Here is a 15,673-nt window from a genome sequence, read left to right as displayed (position 1 = left end):
TGTCCCCCACCATGATCGACCGCCTCTCTCCGGCCGAACGTCCGCCGGGCCGGCCCGCCGGCTTCCAGCGGTGGCGAACCCTGCTTTTCCTGCACTGGGAGGTGCCGGCCGAGGCGATCACGAGGCTCCTGCCCCCCGAGCTCTCGGTCGACACGTTCGAGGGAAAAGCGTGGGTCGGGGTCGTGCCCTTCACGATGCGGGACGTCGCGCCCCGCTGGTCTCCTTCGGTCCCGGGGGTCTCCCATTTCCACGAGCTCAACGTCCGCACGTACGTGCACCTCCGTGGCAAGGATCCGGGCGTCTGGTTCTTCAGCCTCGACGCGGCCGCGTCGATTGCGGTGGCCGTCGCGCGCGCCGGCTGGCACCTGCCGTACCACCGCGCCTCGATGACGCTCGACATCGCGGGGAACACCGTCGATTACCGGAGCAAGCGCATCTTCCCCGGCCCCACGCCGGCTGAATTCGAGGCGCGGTACCATATCGGAGACTCGATCGGCTCCGCCAAACCCGGCACGCTCACGCATTTCTTCGCCGAGCGGTACATCCTTTACGCTCGCACCCGCTCGGGTTTGTCGCTCGGGCGCGTCCACCACGTGCCGTATCCGCTCCACGAGGTGAAGGTCGAATCGTGGCGCGACGGAATGGTCGCGGCCGCGGGCTTGCCAGCGCCCGCAGGCGAGCCGCTCGCGCTCTACAGCCCCGGCGTCGACGTCGACGTCTACAAGCTCGTGCCCGTCGTTTGAATCTCTACGGGCTCCGGGCGCCGTTTTTTTTCGCGCGCGTGAGCAGCCCCGCCAGCACCTGCGGATCGAGCGGCTTCATGAGCTGATGATCGATGCCCGCCTCCTCGGCCTTGCGTCGATCCGCCTCCTGCCCGTAGCCACTCACGCCGATCACCAGCGCCTTCGACGTTGGCCTCGTCGCGCGCAGCCGCCGCGCGACCTCGAACCCGTCCATGCCCGGCAGGCCGATGTCGACCAGCACCACATGCGGGCGGAACGTCGCCGCCAGCGTCACGCCCTCCTCGCCGCTCTGCGCCGCCCGCACGTCGTAGCCCCAGAGCCCGAGCAGCTCGGAGAGCATGTCCGCCGCGTCCGCGTTGTCCTCCACGACGAGCGCTCGTTGCGTGCTCGCCGGAGCCTCCTCGGTCGGGGGCGCCTTCGCGCTCGGGCCGTCGCGCCGCACGTGCGGCAGGCGCACCACGATCTCCGAGCCCTTGCCCACGCCCTCGCTCCGCGCCTCGACCGAGCCGCCGTGCATCGTGATCAGGCTCTTCACGAGCGTGAGGCCGATGCCGAGCCCACCCTGCGATCGATCGAGCGTGCGTTCGCCCTGTACGAACAGATCAAAGACACGCGGCAGGAGATCCGCGGGCATCCCGATCCCGTTGTCCTTCACGGTCGTGGTCACGCCCGCCTTGTCCTGCTCGACCGAGAGCGCGATCTGCCCGCCGCGCTCGGTGTACTTCGCCGCGTTGTTCAGCAGGTTCACGATCACCTGCTCGAGCCGCGTCGGATCGCCCTGCACGAGCACCGGCGCCGCCGGCAACGACACCACGAGCGTGTGGCCCGAGGCGTCGATGAGCGGCCGCGCCGCGTCCATCGCGCTCCGCACGATCGTCCCGAGATCCACGAGCATCGTCTGCAGCGTGATCGTCCCGCGCGTGATGCGCGAGACGTCGAGCAGGTCGTCGACGAGCCGTGACAGGTTGCGCGCCTGCCGCTCGATCACGCTCCGGAACCGCTCGACCCGCGTGTCGCCTTGCGTCGACATGCGGATCATCTCCGCCGCCGTCAGGATCGGCGCGAGCGGGTTGCGCAGCTCGTGCCCCAGCATCGAGAGGAACTCGTCCTTGCGCCGATCGGCCTCGCGCAGCGCCTCGTTCGCCTTCACGAGCTCGGCCGTCCTCGCCGCGACGCGCGCTTCGAGCTCGTCGTTCACCTGCCGCAGCGCCGCCTCCGCTGCCTTGAGCGGCGTCAGATCCGTCGCGACCCCGGTGAACGTCGGGTCTTCCTCGCCCGCGTCCCGGATCGACAACATCACCGGCAACTGCGCGCCGCTTGCTTGCATGAACGACACCTCCCCTTTGGCGCTCCCGCCCTTGGCCAGGGCGAGCAGCGCGGAGAGCGCCGCTGCCTGTTCGGGCACGACGAACCCCGACAGCGACGCGCCGAGCACCTTGCCGAGCGGGCGCTCGAGCATCTCGGCGAGCTTGCGGTTGGCGAAGAGGATCGTCCCGTCCCCGGTGATCGTCATCGCGCCCTCGTTCAGGCTCTCCAGCAGCGTCCGGTGCGCGTGGTCGGCGCCTTTCAGCACGAAGACCTGCGGCGTGCCGTCGGCGGCGACCACGAGCGCGTCCACCTCGCCGGCGCGGATCGCCGCGAGCGTCGCTTCGGCTTCTTCGACCCGCAGGATGAGGTCGTGCGCGACGATCGGGGCCGGAGGTTGGGTGCTCGCGTCGACGTCCTTCTTCGTCATGGATCCCCCGGTTCGTGGGAAGGAAGCCCGAGACCCACGAGGACACGCTGGACACCGGAGAGCGAGCCGATGATGCGCTGCACGGGCAGCGGCCGCTCTCGCACCAGCGTCGGCGCGGCGATGATTTGCGCGTCGCGCGCGAGCCACGGTTCCTGGTTCAGATCGTGCACCTCGAGATCGTAGCGACCCGCGAGGTGCTCATCGCAGAGCCTACGCACGTTGCGGATCGCCCGCCGCGAACGGGGGGAGTTGCCGACGACGTAGAGCCGGAGGACGTACGTCTCCGGGGGATCGTCGGCGAGCGCCTTCTCCCAGAAGTCCGCCGTGTCTCCCGAGGCCACTCGGGTGGTTTCTTCGCGGCGCCCGTCGTTTTGATCGCTCCCCCCCATGGTCCTTCTTTCAACGAGGCCGGATGTCGAGACCCACGAGCACACGCTCTGTGTTCGACAGGTCCCCGATGATCTTCCGGATCGGCTCGGGCAGCCGCCGCACGAGCGTGGGGATCGCCAGGATTTGATCCCCCTCCGCGAGCTGCGGGTGCTGGAGCAGATCGACGATCTCGATGCGGTAGTTCCCTGCGAGGTGCTCCTCGCAGAGCCGCTTCAGGTTGGAGAGCGCGAGGAGCGACTTCCGCGTCTGGCCCGCGACGTAAAGCCGTAACTCCCAGATGTCGGCGCTCCCTTCGGGTTGGATTCCGTTTCCGGGGCTCGTCATCCGGCACCTCCCGTCTGCTGCTTGCTCGTGTCCGCGTTCCGGAGACGGGCCATCTGTTCACGGTCGTGACGGAGGGTCGTCTCGCGGTGTTTGTCCTGCTCCACGATGGCCAGGACCTCCTGCTCCTCCGCCTCGAACTCTGCCCGCAGCGAGAGGATCTGTGCCTCGACCTGAGCACGCTTCCGCGCGAGCTCACGCTGCTTGCGCTCGGTCGCTTGCTGCCGCGTGATCGCGTCCGCGCGCTCCTGCGCCTCCTGCACCTGTCGCGCCGACCCCGTGAGCACCCCCGCGGGCCCCACGTAGACGTCGAGCAGATCGATCCCGTGGTCGCTGAGGTGGAACTCGCGCACCTGGTTCGAGTGCGCCATGCCCCTCGACTTGAGCACGTAGAGCCCCCGGTTCCGCTCTCCGCTTCCTTCGAGGAATTGCACGAGCAGCCACGTATCCATGAGCGACGAGATCCCGACGTCCGTCTCCTCCAGCGCGCCGCTGCCCGCCGTCAGGCTCGTGAAGATCGCAGTGATCCCGCGGCTCTTCAGGAAGTCGACGAGCCGCATGAGCATCGCGCGCACCTCGAAGGTCGTCGCCACCATGGAGAAGTTCGTCACGTGATCGATCACGACGACGCTCGGCTCGAAGGACTCGACGAGCCGGTGCATGTTCGCGAGGTGCATCTCCAGTCCGAAGAGCGTCGGGCGGGAGGCCTTGAAGAGGAGCCGGCCCTGGTCGAGCCACGGCTGGAGGTCGACGCCGATCGAGCGCATGTTGCGCACGAACTGTCCCTGCGACTCCTCGAACGCGAAGTAGAGGCACCGCTCGCCGCGACGGCAGGCGTTGTGGACCACGTGCGCCGCCAGGCTCGATTTGCCCGTGCCCGCGGTCCCCGAGATGAGCACGCTCGACCCGCGGTAGATGCCTTTGCCGCCGAGCATGGCGTCGAGGCGCGGCACGCCGGTCGACATGCGCTCTTCGGAGGCGTTGTGCTCGAGCCCGAGCGAGGTCACGGGCACGACCGAGATGCCGCCGGCGTCGATGAGGAACGGATATTCGTTCGTCCCGTGCATCGTCCCGCGGTATTTGACGACGCGCAGGTAACGCGTGGCGACCCGCTCGTGCACGCGTTGTTCGAGCAGGATCACGCAATCGGAGACGTACTCCTCGATTCCGTGCCGCGTCAGGGTGCCGTCGCCGCGTTCGGCCGTGATGACCGCGGTCACGCCGCGATCTTTCAGCCAGCGGAAGAGCCTTCGGAGCTCGGAGCGCAGGATGGCCTCGTCGCCGAGCGCCGAGAACAGGGTCTCCAGCGAGTCGATGACCACGCGCTTCGCCCCGACCGAGTCGATCGCATAGGCGAGCCGCACGAAGAGGCCATTGAGATCGTAGTCCCCGGTCTCGAGGATCTCGCTCCGCTCCACGTGCACGTAGTCGATCGCCAAAAGCTTGCGGGCGATGAGCGTGTCGAGGTCGAAGCCGAGCGAGGCGACGCTCTGCGTGAGCTCCACGGCCGTCTCCTCGAATGCGAGAAAGACCCCGGGCTCGACGTGCTCGGTCGCGCCGCGGACCAGGAACTCCATTGCGAAGAGCGTCTTGCCCGAGCCCGCGCTCCCGCATACCAGCGTGGTGCGTCCTCTCGGGAGTCCCCCGACCGAGATTTCATCGAATCCCTTGATACCGGTCGGAGTTTTTTTCAGAACATTGGATGATTCTATCGAAGTACCAACAACCCTCGCAGATTCGTATGTGTCCATACGAGCCCAACTCCCAATCGATAGGTCAATCGGTCACGCATCGGCCCAAGCCGATACGCTCGTGCCCCTACGGAGCCCGCGGGCTTCGTAGGCGGCATATCCTTTCTTTGATTTCCCCTATCGTACAGGTGCAATCCGCTGTGCAAGACAGGATACGGATTGTCACGGCCCCTCAACATCCCGTCCGTTTAACGATGACAATATCGTAGGAGGAGGAGGGTATGTTGTCGAAAGAAAATCGCTCGCCGTGTAGGCCTTAATCCTGCTTGACCTTCCGCAGGAGTTCCTTCGTCAAATTCTTCTGGTGCGACTCCAGCGTGCCTCCGCCGATTTCGAGCAGCTTCGCGTCGCGCAGGAACCGCTCGACCTTGTACTCGTTGCAGTACCCCCAGCCGCCGAGGACCTGCATCGCGTTGTCGGCGACCTCCTTGCCCACCGGCGCCGCGAAGAGCTTCGCCGCGTCCGTGCCGATGCGGTTGCGTTTGGCCGGGCCGACGTCCCGCGCCACGCAGTAGACGAGCGCCCGCGCGGCCTCCGTCTTCGCGAAGCTCTCGCCGATGTATCGCTGGATCTGCCCGTGCTCCGCGATCGACTTGCCGAAGCTCGTCCGCTCCGCCGCGTACCGCACCATGATGTCGAGGCAACGATCCGCGATGCCGAGGCTCATCGCCGCCAGCGTGAGCCGCTCGAGCTCCAGGTTGCGCATCATGTTGCGCACGCCCCCGCCCACCGTGCCGAGCACGTTCTCCGCCGGCACGAAGACGTCCTCGAGCATGAACTCGCTCAACGTGCTCGCGCGCATTCCCATCTTCTCCGTCTTCTTTCCGACGGAGAACCCCGGCGTGTTTCGCTCGACGACGAACGTCGTCACCGCGTCCTCGACCTTCGCGTAGACGATGAACACGTCCGCATCGACCGCGTTCGTGATGAGCGCCTTGTGGCCCTTGATCACGAACCCGTCGCCCTCGCGCCGCGCCGTGGTGCGCATGCCGAGCACGTCGGTGCCGCTCGACGGCTCCGTCATGCCCATCGCGCCGATCCACTCGCCCGAGATCACCTTGGACAACCAGCGCTCGCGCTGCGCTTCGTTCGAGGCGTAGTAGAAGTTGTTCACGAAGAGCACCGCGTGCGCGAGGTACGCGAGGCAGAAGCCCGGATCGCTCTTCGACAGCTCGTGGTGCACGACGACCGAGCCCACGGCGTCCATGCCCGCGCCCCCGTCCTTCTCCGGGATCGTGAGGCCGAGCAAGCCGAGCTCGCCCGCCTGCCGGAGCAAGGGGACGTTCAGCGTGCCCTTGCGATCATGCTCTTCCGCCTGCGGCTCCACCACGTCGCGGACGAAGTTCCGCACCATCTGGCGCAGCATCCGGTGCTCTTCGGTCGGGTTCTCGAGGTCGAAGACGACGTCGCTCATGCGCGCGACACTAGCACGAGAGCCACCGCCACCCGTCCTCATGCGAAGCACCTTCCCACGCAGGTCGGGCACGCCCTTCGCAACGGCGCCGGACGATGCTGGTCTTCTGGGGACTCACCATCGGCGCCTTCCTCGCCTGGCTGCTCGCTGTGACGGGCGTCTACCAGGCAGGCCCGTGGATCCACGTCCTGCTCGTCATCTCCATCGCCTTCGCCGTGACGGGCCTCCTGTTTCGCCCGATCGGCCGGCGCTGAGGAAACGAGGAAAACCTTTCCCGCGCCGCGCCGTGGGCCTATACCCGCGCCCGTGCGCCCCGAGAGCTTGTTTTTCCGGCCGGATGACCTCGTCCTCAGGGGCGCGGCCGGCCGCCCCCCTGTCACGGTCCGCTGGCTCGGCACGGCGGGCTTCGAGATCACCTGCGAGGACCACGTCGTCCTGCTCGACCCCTACGTCACGCGCGCCTCGCTCACCCGGTGCATCACCTCCCCGCTCGCCCCGGATCTCGGCGCGATCGGTCGCTACATCAGCCGCGCGGACGCGGTGATCGTCGGCCACACGCACTTCGATCACGCCCTCGACGTGCCCGCCATCGCCAAGCGCACCGGCGCCCGTGTCTTCGGCTCCCGCTCTGCCGCCGCGCTTTGCCACGCCGCAGGCGTGCCGGAGGCCCGCGTCGACATGGTCGAGCGCGCGCCCGGACAAACGCCGATCGTCCGCGAGCTCGGCCCCTTCCGCCTGCGCTTCGTGCCGAGCGCGCACTCGCGCTTCGCCCTCGGCCGCGTGCCGTTCCCCGGCGACATCGACGACTGCGACGCCGTCCCCGTCCGCGCCGAGGGCTACCGCTGCGGGGCCGTCTTCCGCGTCGAGATCGAGGTCGCCGGCCGCACGATCGTCCACCTCGGCAGCGCCGAGCTCTTGCCCGACGAGCCCGCGCCGCGGCACGTCGACCTGCTCCTGCTCTGCGTGGCGGGCTGGCGCAGCGGGGTCGATCTGCCCGAGCGGGTGATGCGCGCCGTCTCGCCCGCGGCCGTGCTCCTCTCGCACTGGGACGATTTCTTTCGGCCGCTGCACGCGCCCGTGCGCGCCTTGCCGGCCGTGGGCCTCGGCCCGCTCGCCGAGCGCCTCACGCGCGCGTCGCGGGACGTGCGCGTCGGCGCGCTCCCGCTGCTCGGCGACCTTTTCCTTTGACCTGAAAGGGCCTACTCGTCGCGCGCCCGGATCGCCGCGTTTCCGTCGGGCGCGTGGTAGACCTCGATGACCCGCGAGGTCACGAGGTGCTCGAGCATGCGGCGACGCGCGTCGGGCGAAGGATCGAGCCGGTTCGATTGCCAGCGCGTCACGAAGTAGTTCGCCCCGACGTACCCGTTGCGCAGCCTGCGCTCGGCCGCGCGCAACTCCTCGATGAACACCGACTCGTCCTCCGACGGCTGGTACGAGGGCGGCGCGGATTCGCCCGCGTCCGGGTCTCCGTTTTGCGGGTCCTCGCACTCCTCGTGGATCGCCTCGCGGGGCACCGACCCTGCGGGTGGCGTCGGCACGGCGGGGGGAATGTCCTCGCTCGCCCAGCGCGGCTCGGGCCCGGGCGGCGCGGGCGGCCCAGAGCCCTCGGTATCCTCGAAAAACGAGATCCCTTCGAGCAGATCGATGTGATCGAACGCCGCCTTGCGCAGCCGAATCGACAGCCCTGCGCGCCCCCAGGTCGATACGTAGGCCTGGCGGCCGAGCTGCCGCACGCCCTCGACCGCCGGCGCGTGATCGGAGTCGCCCGAGACGAGGACGAGCACGTCGAACGCGTTGACGGCCGCGAGACGGAGCATGTCCGCGACCATCGAGGTGTCGACCTCTTTTTCCTGCGTATACCGGTTCTCGGCGCCGCACGCGGCACACTGGAACATCGTCGTTTTGCGTGGGAAACGCTTCACGAAAAAGCCGGGCTGCACTTCGAGCATGTCGAGGAAGCCCGCGAGCTTCTTCTGCCCTTCGGTGACCGCGGCCGAGCCGATCTCGATGCCGGTATAGTAATAGGCGCCCCAAAGCAACGAGCCGCCCACGCGATCGACCAGCCAGCGCGAGAGCTTTGGAAACGCGAGCCTCCGACCTCCGGCCTCGTCACGCCATCCGGAGTGGAAATTCTTGCCGTCGAAGAAAATACAGACGCGCATCTCACCGCCGCTTGAACCAAAGAAAACCGGTGCCCCCCGGGGAAACCGGTCACGGTCATTCGAGCGATCCCTTCACGCGATCGCGGGGCGGGTGTCTTAGTCCGAGGCTCCTCATCCGGTCAACCCGCTCTACGGCCGAAATAAACGGCTTCTGCGATGCAGGACGCCCGCCCACCGGGCCCGCTCACGCTTTCGCCGTCATCGCAGTGTTATGGTCGGCCGTACCCTCGTTCCGGTGACGCGTTGACGGTGCGGCGCTCCGTCCCGCTTGTGCCTCATTTGGCAGCACCCAAACGATCTCGACTCGCGCCTGGGCCTCTGCCGGGTATTCTTGGGGGCGCATGCCCGGTCCTGCCCTCGATCTTTCGCTCGCGCTCGACGTCCGGAGTGTCGCTCCGGCCGCCCCGCAGCGCGCGCACCTCGTCGTCGAGGTCTCGGCCGCGCTCCCCGAGGACGAACGGCACGAGCGACCGCCGCTCGCGCTCGTGTTCGCGATCGACGTCTCCGCGTCGATGTGGGGCCAGCCGATGGAGCAGGTCGTCCGTTCCATCGAGCGGATGGTGGAGCTGCTCGATCCCACCGATCGCGTGGGGATCGTCTCGTTCTCCGAAGGCGCGGAGGTCGTCGCGGAGCTCGAACAGCTCGACGCGGCCGCGCGCCGCAGGCTCGCGGGTAGCTTGCGTCGCATCGATCCCGAGGGCGGCACCGACATGGAGAGTGGTCTGCGCGTGAGCCGCAGCGCGCTCGGACCCCGCGTGCCCGCGGAGCGACGGGGCATCCTCCTGCTCAGCGACGGCGATCCGACGCTCGGGGATCGGCGCCCCGAGGCGCTCGCCGAGATCGCGGCCTCGTTTCGCGCGGACGCGGCGGTCTCCACGCTCGGCTACGGCGAGGAGCACAACGAGGACATCCTGCGGCGCATCGCGGTCGCGGGCGGCGGCCAGTATTATTACGTGCGGGATCCAGCGCTCTGCGCGACCGAGCTCGCGCTGGCCGTGGGCGCGACGGGCGACGCGGTCGCGGAGGGCGTGTCGGTCGATGTTTCGCCCGCGCGCGGCGTCGACATCATCCGCATCGCGGGCGACGTACGCGTGCGCAAGACCATGGGCGCGGCGCGCGTGGAGATGCCGGACCTCCAGCCGGGCGAACGCGCGTCGCTGGTCATCGAGCTCGTGATCGAGCCCGGCGCCTCGGTGCACGGGGCCTTCGAGGTCGTGAAGACGCGCCTCGCGCATCGCCGCCCCGGCGCGACGGACGTCCACGTCCTCGAGCGCGTGATCGGGGTCGACGTGCAGCCCGGCCCTCCCGAGCGCGACCCTGCGGCGCGCGCGCGTGTGCTCGTCGCGCTCGCGGAGGAGGCGCGCACCGCGGCGCGTGTGCTCGCCGATCAGAGCTCGTTCGAGCCGGCGGCGGCGCTGCTCCGGCGCGCGGTGGAGGGCATGCGCGCGGAGGCCGATCTCCAAGCGGAGGACGGCACGCCGCTCGGCGAGACGATCGCGCAGCTCGCGGAGGAGGCGGAGGTGCTCGCGAAGAAGCCGAACCCTGCGGCGTATCGCCTCTTCCGCAAGGCCCAGGCGGGCCGCGCCGCTGCGGCCTCGCGCCGCGCGGGGGCGAGCCAGGCGGGCCCCCTCAGCCGCCGCGCCATGGCCACGGTCGCCGGGAACCTCCCCCGCGCTCGCCTGCTCGTCGTGAAGGGCCAGGGCCCGAAGGACGGGTATCGCCTCGAAGGTACGACGATCACGATGGGCCAGACGAACCAGGCGCAGATCCGCCTCGAAGGCAACGACGTGTCGCGGGAGCATTGCTCGATCGTGGGCCAGGACGGCAAGTTTTACCTGACCGACCTCGGGGGCGGCAGCGGCACGTTCGTCAATGGCAAGAAGCTCACGGCGCCGGCGGCGCTCAAGCCTGGGGACGTGATCGGGGTCGGGGACTACGAGCTCAAATACGAAGAAGAACGGTAGTGGAAAGGCCCGCCCGGGCCTCGTGCGTTCCGGCTTTTGCTTTCCATGCGCCTCGATCCTCGCCCTGCCTTGCTCGTCGCCGCCCTCACCTCGACCGCTGCGGGCTACCTCGCCGCATGCAGCTCCTTCGAGGCCCAACCGACCGGCGTGGACGCCGTGCCGAGCACCACGGAGGCCGCTCCGGCGAGGTCCACGTTGCCCGTGGTCGCGGAGGCCGTCGTGGAGGCGGTCGCGGAAGCAGGAGCGGGAGCGGACGCGGAGGCGGAAGGGGGAGCGGATGCCGAGGCGGACGCGGACCCGGCAGCGATTGCGGACGCGGGAGCGGATGCGGAGGTGGATGCGGGACCGCCGCCGGTTTGTCCTCCCGAGATGATCAAGTCCGGCCGCGCTTGCGTCGATCGCTGGGAGGCGCACCTTGCCACGAAGACCGTGGACGGCGTGGTGACGCCGTGGCCCCATTATGATCGCCCTGAAAAGGGTACGTTTTACCTCGCCATGAGCGGAGCGGGCTTCTACCCGCAGGCGTACATCAGCCGCGTCGAGGCGGCCGAGGCTTGCGCGCACGCGGGCAAGCGCCTCTGCAGCCGCGCCGAATGGACGCGGGCCTGCAAGGGCGGCAAGGGCTACCGGTATCCGTACGGCAACAAGGGCCAGCGCGGCGCCTGCAATACCGGCAAGCTCCACCTCCTCGAAAAATTTTACGGCCGGAGCCGCGGCGCCTGGACGTACGAGGTCTTCAACGACCCGAAGCTCGACCGCGAGCCGGGGTTCCTCGCCAAGTCGGGCGAATACGAGACCTGCGGCAGCGACGAGGGCGCCTTCGACATGGTCGGCAACCTCCACGAATGGGTGAGCGACGCCGTCGGCTCCGATATCGAAGACGTCCTTTTGCGGGACGAGGTCGAGCGAAAGAAGCAGCCCTGGAGAGTGGGAAACGGCATCTTCATGGGCGGGTTTTTCAGCACCACCCTGGAGCACGGCCCGGGCTGCGCGTTCACCACGATCGCCCACGAGCCGACCTACCACGACTATTCGACGGGATTCCGCTGCTGCATGGACGCGCTCGGGGTGGAGAAGAAGCCCCGCAAGAAGAAGCGTTAATCCGACTTGGGCGCGGGCGCGGGCGTCCCGTCCGGCGCGGGCGTCCCGGGCGCTCCGTTCGTGGCGGTGGCGATCGGACCCGTGGGCGTGCTGGGCGGTTTGTCCTTGGGCAATGGCTCGCGGCAGGCGGCGGCGAGCGTCAGGGCGGCGAGGAGGAGGCCATTGCAGATGACGGATCGCATCCCTCGGGTGTGACCCGACCGGCCAGCCTCGTCAATCGGGCAAGACCGACATATTAAGGCTCGGAGGCCGTCCCGGGCGGCGCGGCCGGGGGTGCGGTGAGCGGGCCTGCGGGGTCGGGCGGGGGCGGGGGAGGGGGCGCGCTCGGCGTGGGTTTGCGGGCCCGCTCGTCCTCGACGAGCTTCGCGAGCTGCTTTTGCAGCGATTGCTGCAGATCGATCCATTGCTCGTCGGCGTAGTCCTTGGCGCTCTTCGCGTAGATCGTCGCGTACGGCTCTCCGCGTGTATCCTCCTCGGAGACGTGGCCGTAGAGGTATCCATTCCGCACGTCCACGACGAACGCCTCGACGTACCCTTTCACCTCGGTATCGATGAACGGCACGAAGAGTACGGGCAAAAGCAGCGCGGTCGTGGCCACGAGGGGATTGGCGCCCAGGTTGCGGTAGCCGTGGTCAACGATGACGAGAACGTCGGTGTTCGCGCGGGCGGCCAGCAAGCGGAGCTTTTTCAACGAGATCTCGGCCGGCGGTCCGTAGGGATACCCATTCCCATTCCCTTCGGAGACCCGCCGCTGGCCGGTGACGAGCAAGGACGGGATACGATAGATGCTGGTGACGCCGGGCAGCCTGCCGAACGCTCTTTCCAGGTCTCCGGCGACCTCCGGATCGAGCGTGTAATAGGCGAGCCGGATCGCGCCGGCGGGCATCTGGGGCCGGGCTTCGAACGCCTTGCGGATGTCCTCGTCGTCGATATCTGCCTCGCGATCCATCTCGAAATTCGTATTTCGCGCGGGCGTGTAGCTGACCCCGCAGCCCGTGAGGGCGGCGAGGGCGCAGAGGGCGAGAGGGGCGAGGCGGGGCATGGCGGTCCTTTCGGTGCGGGAGAACGGCGCCCGCGGCGTGAGCTTACACGCGTATCCGCGCGGCGTACCACGTCTCGATCCCCCTTCCGTCCTTTCGAGTTCCATGCTCACCATGAGGAAGCATGGCCGACGTCCTGTCCGATCGTGGGCAATGGAAAGAGTCCTGGAAGACGGACGCTTGGGATCTCCTCATGACGAGCCCTGCGTTCGGCGTGTTTTTCACCCGCGTCTCGGGGCACGCGGACCTCGACTGCGCGCTGCATGTGATGCGCGCGTTCGACCGCCTCGCGTCGCACACGCTGGGCGACATCGAGGTCTTCCACGATTGGGAGCTCGTGACGGGCTACGACAGCATCGTGCGGCAGGAGTTCGTGCGCTGGGCGCAGGAGCACCCGAAGCAGGGAGACGCGCACGTCCTGGTGAAGTCGCGTATCGTGGCGATGGGCGTCTCGGTCGCGAACGTCGCGCTCGGCGGCCGGATCAAGGTCTATGCCGACCGCCCCAAGTTCGAGCGGACCCGGACCGAGACGATCGCCGGCAAACGCAGGGCTTCCATTCCGGGCTAGCCGCCCGCCTCAGGGCGCCGCGTCCTTGCAGCACCGCGCCCCGGTCGAATAATCGAGGTAGCTCCGCGGATGGGCCGTCACCACCGCGTCGCAGCCCGACCGCGTGGACCGCGCGTAAAACCCGCCCGCGAACGCCCCGCTTCCTTCGTCGACCCACTCGTCGAGGTTCCCGACCATATCGTAAATCGCATCGTTCCCCCATCGGCTCCGGCATGCAGGCGTCGCGCCCGTCCTCCGGAACAGCGGCGCCTCCCCGGCGCGCACGTGGTTCAATCGTGGATCGAGATGCCCGATCGACGCATTGTCATGCAGAATCGCCGCCGGGTGCGCCTCCCGGAACACGTTGCACACCCCCTCCACGTACGTATCCCCGTACGGAAATGGCGTATCGTCCTGCCCCCGGCAAGCCATCACGAACTCCGGCAGCGTACACAGCCGCTTGCCCGCCGCCGCGCAGGCGCTCTCCGCCACGAGCCCCGTCAAATACCCGTTTGGCCGGGCCAATCGCCGCGGCACCGCCACCACGTTGAGCTTTTGCCCCCGCTGCCACCCTGGCAAAAACGGCAGCGGCATGGCCCGCGCGTGCACCCCGCCCACGCGGCTCCGCCCCGTCGACCAATCCCCCAGCGTGATCTCCATCAAATTCGGCGTCACCGGGAAATCCGGCGAAAGCTCCTCCCCGCTCGCCGTGTCCACCAGCGTCGCCTCGAACCGATCCACGCAGAGCTTTCCCTGCACGAGCACCATCTCTGGCGGACACGGCCGCGGCGCCGTCGCCTTGACCTCCTCGACCTCCTCCGCGTCCTCCCCGCCGGCCCGCTCCACAGCCGCCCCGAGCCCCCGCACCACGCCGGCTTCCGGCACCACGTCCCGCCCCTCCGCGCGCGTCCCGAACCACCGCAACGACCCGTCCGTCGTCCACCCGGGCTCCCCCACCACGCACGTCCCCGGCGCTGCCAGCGCCTCCACCTCGACGAACGCGCCCGGCTTCCCCGACGGATAAAACCGCGGCCCCGCCGACCCGTCCTGACAAACCGCTGCCGCCACCCCTTCCGGCCAAGCCGCCGCCCCGACCTCACGCCCCTCCTCGTCCAGCCAAACCACAAACCGCCGCCCCTCGTCCGACAAAAGCGCCCCGCCTCCGGGCAGCCCTGACAAACGCACCCCCAGCTCCCCGGCCCGCACCTTCAGGGACGTCTTCGCCACCGGACCGAGCCGCCCGGCCCCGTCCACCACGAACGCCACCACCTCCTCGTCCGAGCCCACCCCCACGCCCGCCACGATCGCCCCACCCGCGCCCCGCTCCACCGCGGCAAACCCTGGCCGAACCGGCGAGGCCGCGCTCCGGGCCCGCCCATCCGACAGCGCCGGCGCCCCCACCTTCCCCTCCTCCAAAAGCCCCGCCACATGCAGCCGCCCCCCGGACAGCTCCATCAACATCCCCCTCCCTTTCCCCCCGACCAGCGCCGCCCCCTCCGGCCAAACCCGTCCCCGCCAAACCTCTGCCGTCCCACCCGCCGGCGCCACCCGCCCCACATCCCCCCGCGCCACCCACACCGCGCCCCCGACCTTCCCGATCCCCGCCACGGCCCCCGCGCCCCGCCCGCCCGCAAAAATCTCCTCCTTCGACAAACCCTCCCGCACCTGATCCCCTTCCAGCACCCGCACCCGCCCCCCGGCCAGCGCCACCCCCGTTCCATCCGGCCAAACCCGCGCCCAATGCACCCGCCCCCGCCGCGCCGGAAACGCCGCCCCCTCCTCCCGCCAAACCCCATCCCGCCCGGCCGACCGGAGCCCGCGCCCATCACGCGTCGTAAAAAACGCCCGCTCCCCGGCCCACACCACGAGCCCCACATCATTGCGCCCCTGCCCCTCCATCCGCCGGGGCTCCGCCTCCAGAATCTTCTCCAAACCCGCGCCCGCCCCCGGATCCACCGCACACGCCCCCCGCCCGAGCTTCGCCCCCGTCCCCCCGAACCAGCTCACCTCACAGCTCCCGCCCCTCGCCACTGGCTGCGTCAACAGCCCCACCTGCGCCCCGCCCACCAACCGAGGCGCATAAAACCCCTTCAACGCCCCCCATTCCAGCTCCCCCTCCACCACCTTCGACCGACTCTTCGCCTCGAACCTCCCATCCGCGCCAATCACCCCCCCACCCACGGCGGCCCACCCCATCCCCGCCACCTTCCTCGCCCCCACCGGTTTGGCACTCTCATACCAAACAATCTCCACCCCCCGCGCCGACCCCCGCGCGTCCACCACCCCCATCCCCTCCAGCGGCGGGACAAACCGCAACCCTGTCGCCGTCGCCTCCCCCTCGAACACCCCCTCCCGCGACAACCACCGCACCGTCACCTCCACCGTCGGCCGCGGCGCCGCCTTCTTCACCACCTCCCTCTTCTTCCCCCCATTCCCCTTCTTCCCCCCATTCCCCTTCTTCCCTGCCGCGGCCGCCTTGCGATTCTGCACGAGGCGCGGGGTCGC

At 69.1% G+C, this 15,673-nt stretch carries 15 protein-coding genes; 6 read left to right on the top strand and 9 right to left on the bottom strand.

What is annotated here, in order from left to right:
* Window positions 1-11: 11 nt before the first annotated feature.
* Window positions 12-743, top strand: a complete 732-nt coding sequence (locus E8A74_RS02125; RefSeq protein ID WP_232379332.1) for a YqjF family protein — start codon at window positions 12-14, stop codon at window positions 741-743.
* A gap of 4 nt (window positions 744-747) precedes the next feature.
* On the opposite strand, the gene E8A74_RS02120 is transcribed toward E8A74_RS02125, so the two are convergent.
* The 5 genes from E8A74_RS02120 to E8A74_RS02100 all read right to left on the bottom strand — a co-directional run bounded on the left by E8A74_RS02120 (window position 748) and on the right by E8A74_RS02100 (window position 6,354).
* Complete coding sequence (locus E8A74_RS02120; protein ID WP_136927207.1) at window positions 748-2,478, bottom strand: hybrid sensor histidine kinase/response regulator; 1,731 nt, start codon at window positions 2,476-2,478, stop codon at window positions 748-750.
* On the bottom strand, window positions 2,475-2,819 hold the full coding sequence (locus tag E8A74_RS02115) for a circadian clock KaiB family protein (RefSeq protein WP_211365270.1): 345 nt from the start codon (window positions 2,817-2,819) through the stop codon (window positions 2,475-2,477). Before E8A74_RS02115 ends, E8A74_RS02120 begins: the two co-directional genes overlap by 4 nt.
* Window positions 2,820-2,877: 58 nt before the next feature.
* Complete coding sequence (locus tag E8A74_RS02110; protein ID WP_136927205.1) at window positions 2,878-3,192, bottom strand: circadian clock KaiB family protein; 315 nt, start codon at window positions 3,190-3,192, stop codon at window positions 2,878-2,880.
* Entirely contained in the window at window positions 3,189-4,940 is a 1,752-nt protein-coding gene (kaiC, locus tag E8A74_RS02105) for a circadian clock protein KaiC (RefSeq protein ID WP_136927204.1), read from the bottom strand. Before kaiC ends, E8A74_RS02110 begins: the two co-directional genes overlap by 4 nt.
* 256 nt (window positions 4,941-5,196) lie before the next feature.
* Window positions 5,197-6,354 carry an acyl-CoA dehydrogenase family protein gene (locus tag E8A74_RS02100; protein ID WP_136927203.1) on the bottom strand — a complete coding sequence of 386 codons (1,158 nt, stop codon included), beginning with the start codon at window positions 6,352-6,354 and terminating at the stop codon, window positions 5,197-5,199.
* A 95-nt stretch (window positions 6,355-6,449) separates the two neighbouring features.
* Here E8A74_RS02100 and E8A74_RS02095 point away from each other — a divergent pair, with 95 nt between their 5' ends.
* Together E8A74_RS02095 and E8A74_RS02090 are read left to right on the top strand one after the other, a co-directional pair.
* The gene (locus E8A74_RS02095; protein WP_136927202.1) at window positions 6,450-6,608 is read left to right on the top strand and encodes a DUF4175 domain-containing protein; all 159 of its coding nucleotides are present in this window, start codon (window positions 6,450-6,452) and stop codon (window positions 6,606-6,608) included.
* Between the two features lie 52 nt (window positions 6,609-6,660).
* A complete protein-coding gene (locus E8A74_RS02090; protein WP_232379331.1) occupies window positions 6,661-7,542 on the top strand; it encodes an MBL fold metallo-hydrolase in 882 nt (293 codons plus the stop codon).
* Window positions 7,543-7,553: 11 nt separating this feature from the next.
* Here E8A74_RS02090 and E8A74_RS02085 read toward each other — a convergent pair whose 3' ends face one another.
* A complete protein-coding gene (locus E8A74_RS02085; RefSeq protein ID WP_136927201.1) occupies window positions 7,554-8,516 on the bottom strand; it encodes an NYN domain-containing protein in 963 nt (320 codons plus the stop codon).
* 341 nt (window positions 8,517-8,857) lie between these two features.
* Here E8A74_RS02085 and E8A74_RS02080 point away from each other — a divergent pair, with 341 nt between their 5' ends.
* Together E8A74_RS02080 and E8A74_RS02075 are read left to right on the top strand one after the other, a co-directional pair.
* Window positions 8,858-10,480, top strand: coding sequence for an FHA domain-containing protein (locus tag E8A74_RS02080; protein ID WP_136927200.1), 1,623 nt, complete (start codon window positions 8,858-8,860; stop codon window positions 10,478-10,480).
* Window positions 10,481-10,525: 45 nt separating this feature from the next.
* Window positions 10,526-11,581 (top strand): formylglycine-generating enzyme family protein, encoded by a 1,056-nt coding sequence (locus tag E8A74_RS02075; protein WP_136927199.1) that lies wholly within the window; start codon window positions 10,526-10,528, stop codon window positions 11,579-11,581.
* Here E8A74_RS02075 and E8A74_RS02070 read toward each other — a convergent pair.
* Both E8A74_RS02070 and E8A74_RS02065 read right to left on the bottom strand, forming a co-directional pair.
* Window positions 11,578-11,763 (bottom strand): hypothetical protein, encoded by a 186-nt coding sequence (locus E8A74_RS02070; RefSeq protein ID WP_136927198.1) that lies wholly within the window; start codon window positions 11,761-11,763, stop codon window positions 11,578-11,580. The two genes, E8A74_RS02075 and E8A74_RS02070, sit on opposite strands and share 4 nt — an antisense overlap.
* A 53-nt stretch (window positions 11,764-11,816) precedes the next feature.
* Entirely contained in the window at window positions 11,817-12,623 is an 807-nt protein-coding gene (locus tag E8A74_RS02065) for a hypothetical protein (RefSeq protein ID WP_136927197.1), read from the bottom strand.
* Window positions 12,624-12,745: 122 nt separating this feature from the next.
* On the opposite strand from E8A74_RS02065, the gene E8A74_RS02060 reads away from it, so the two are divergent.
* Window positions 12,746-13,189 carry a hypothetical protein gene (locus E8A74_RS02060; protein WP_136927196.1) on the top strand — a complete coding sequence of 148 codons (444 nt, stop codon included), beginning with the start codon at window positions 12,746-12,748 and terminating at the stop codon, window positions 13,187-13,189.
* 9 nt (window positions 13,190-13,198) lie between these two features.
* On the opposite strand, the gene E8A74_RS51755 is transcribed toward E8A74_RS02060, so the two are convergent.
* The coding region (locus tag E8A74_RS51755; RefSeq protein ID WP_170228785.1) for a hypothetical protein at window positions 13,199-15,673 on the bottom strand (2,475 nt) is incomplete at its 5' end.

It is taken from the genome of Polyangium fumosum, assembly GCF_005144585.1.
Lineage (GTDB): Bacteria > Myxococcota_A > Polyangia > Polyangiales > Polyangiaceae > Polyangium > Polyangium fumosum.
The sequence above is the reverse complement of the archived record's forward strand: the minus strand, read 5'-3'. Positions and strand labels throughout refer to the sequence as shown.

What these genes read in the sequence shown, in the direction of transcription:
- E8A74_RS02125 (WP_232379332.1), top strand. Translation starts at nt 12, where the DNA reads ATGATCGACCGCCTCTCTCCGGCCGAACGTCCGCCGGGCCGGCCCGCC.
- E8A74_RS02120 (WP_136927207.1), bottom strand. Translation starts at nt 2,478, where the DNA reads ATGACGAAGAAGGACGTCGACGCGAGCACCCAACCTCCGGCCCCGATC.
- E8A74_RS02110 (WP_136927205.1), bottom strand. Translation starts at nt 3,192, where the DNA reads ATGACGAGCCCCGGAAACGGAATCCAACCCGAAGGGAGCGCCGACATC.
- kaiC (WP_136927204.1), bottom strand. Translation starts at nt 4,940, where the DNA reads ATGGACACATACGAATCTGCGAGGGTTGTTGGTACTTCGATAGAATCA.
- E8A74_RS02100 (WP_136927203.1), bottom strand. Translation starts at nt 6,354, where the DNA reads ATGAGCGACGTCGTCTTCGACCTCGAGAACCCGACCGAAGAGCACCGG.
- E8A74_RS02095 (WP_136927202.1), top strand. Translation starts at nt 6,450, where the DNA reads ATGCTGGTCTTCTGGGGACTCACCATCGGCGCCTTCCTCGCCTGGCTG.
- E8A74_RS02085 (WP_136927201.1), bottom strand. Translation starts at nt 8,516, where the DNA reads ATGCGCGTCTGTATTTTCTTCGACGGCAAGAATTTCCACTCCGGATGG.
- E8A74_RS02080 (WP_136927200.1), top strand. Translation starts at nt 8,858, where the DNA reads ATGCCCGGTCCTGCCCTCGATCTTTCGCTCGCGCTCGACGTCCGGAGT.
- E8A74_RS02075 (WP_136927199.1), top strand. Translation starts at nt 10,526, where the DNA reads ATGCGCCTCGATCCTCGCCCTGCCTTGCTCGTCGCCGCCCTCACCTCG.
- E8A74_RS02070 (WP_136927198.1), bottom strand. Translation starts at nt 11,763, where the DNA reads ATGCGATCCGTCATCTGCAATGGCCTCCTCCTCGCCGCCCTGACGCTC.
- E8A74_RS02065 (WP_136927197.1), bottom strand. Translation starts at nt 12,623, where the DNA reads ATGCCCCGCCTCGCCCCTCTCGCCCTCTGCGCCCTCGCCGCCCTCACG.
- E8A74_RS02060 (WP_136927196.1), top strand. Translation starts at nt 12,746, where the DNA reads ATGGCCGACGTCCTGTCCGATCGTGGGCAATGGAAAGAGTCCTGGAAG.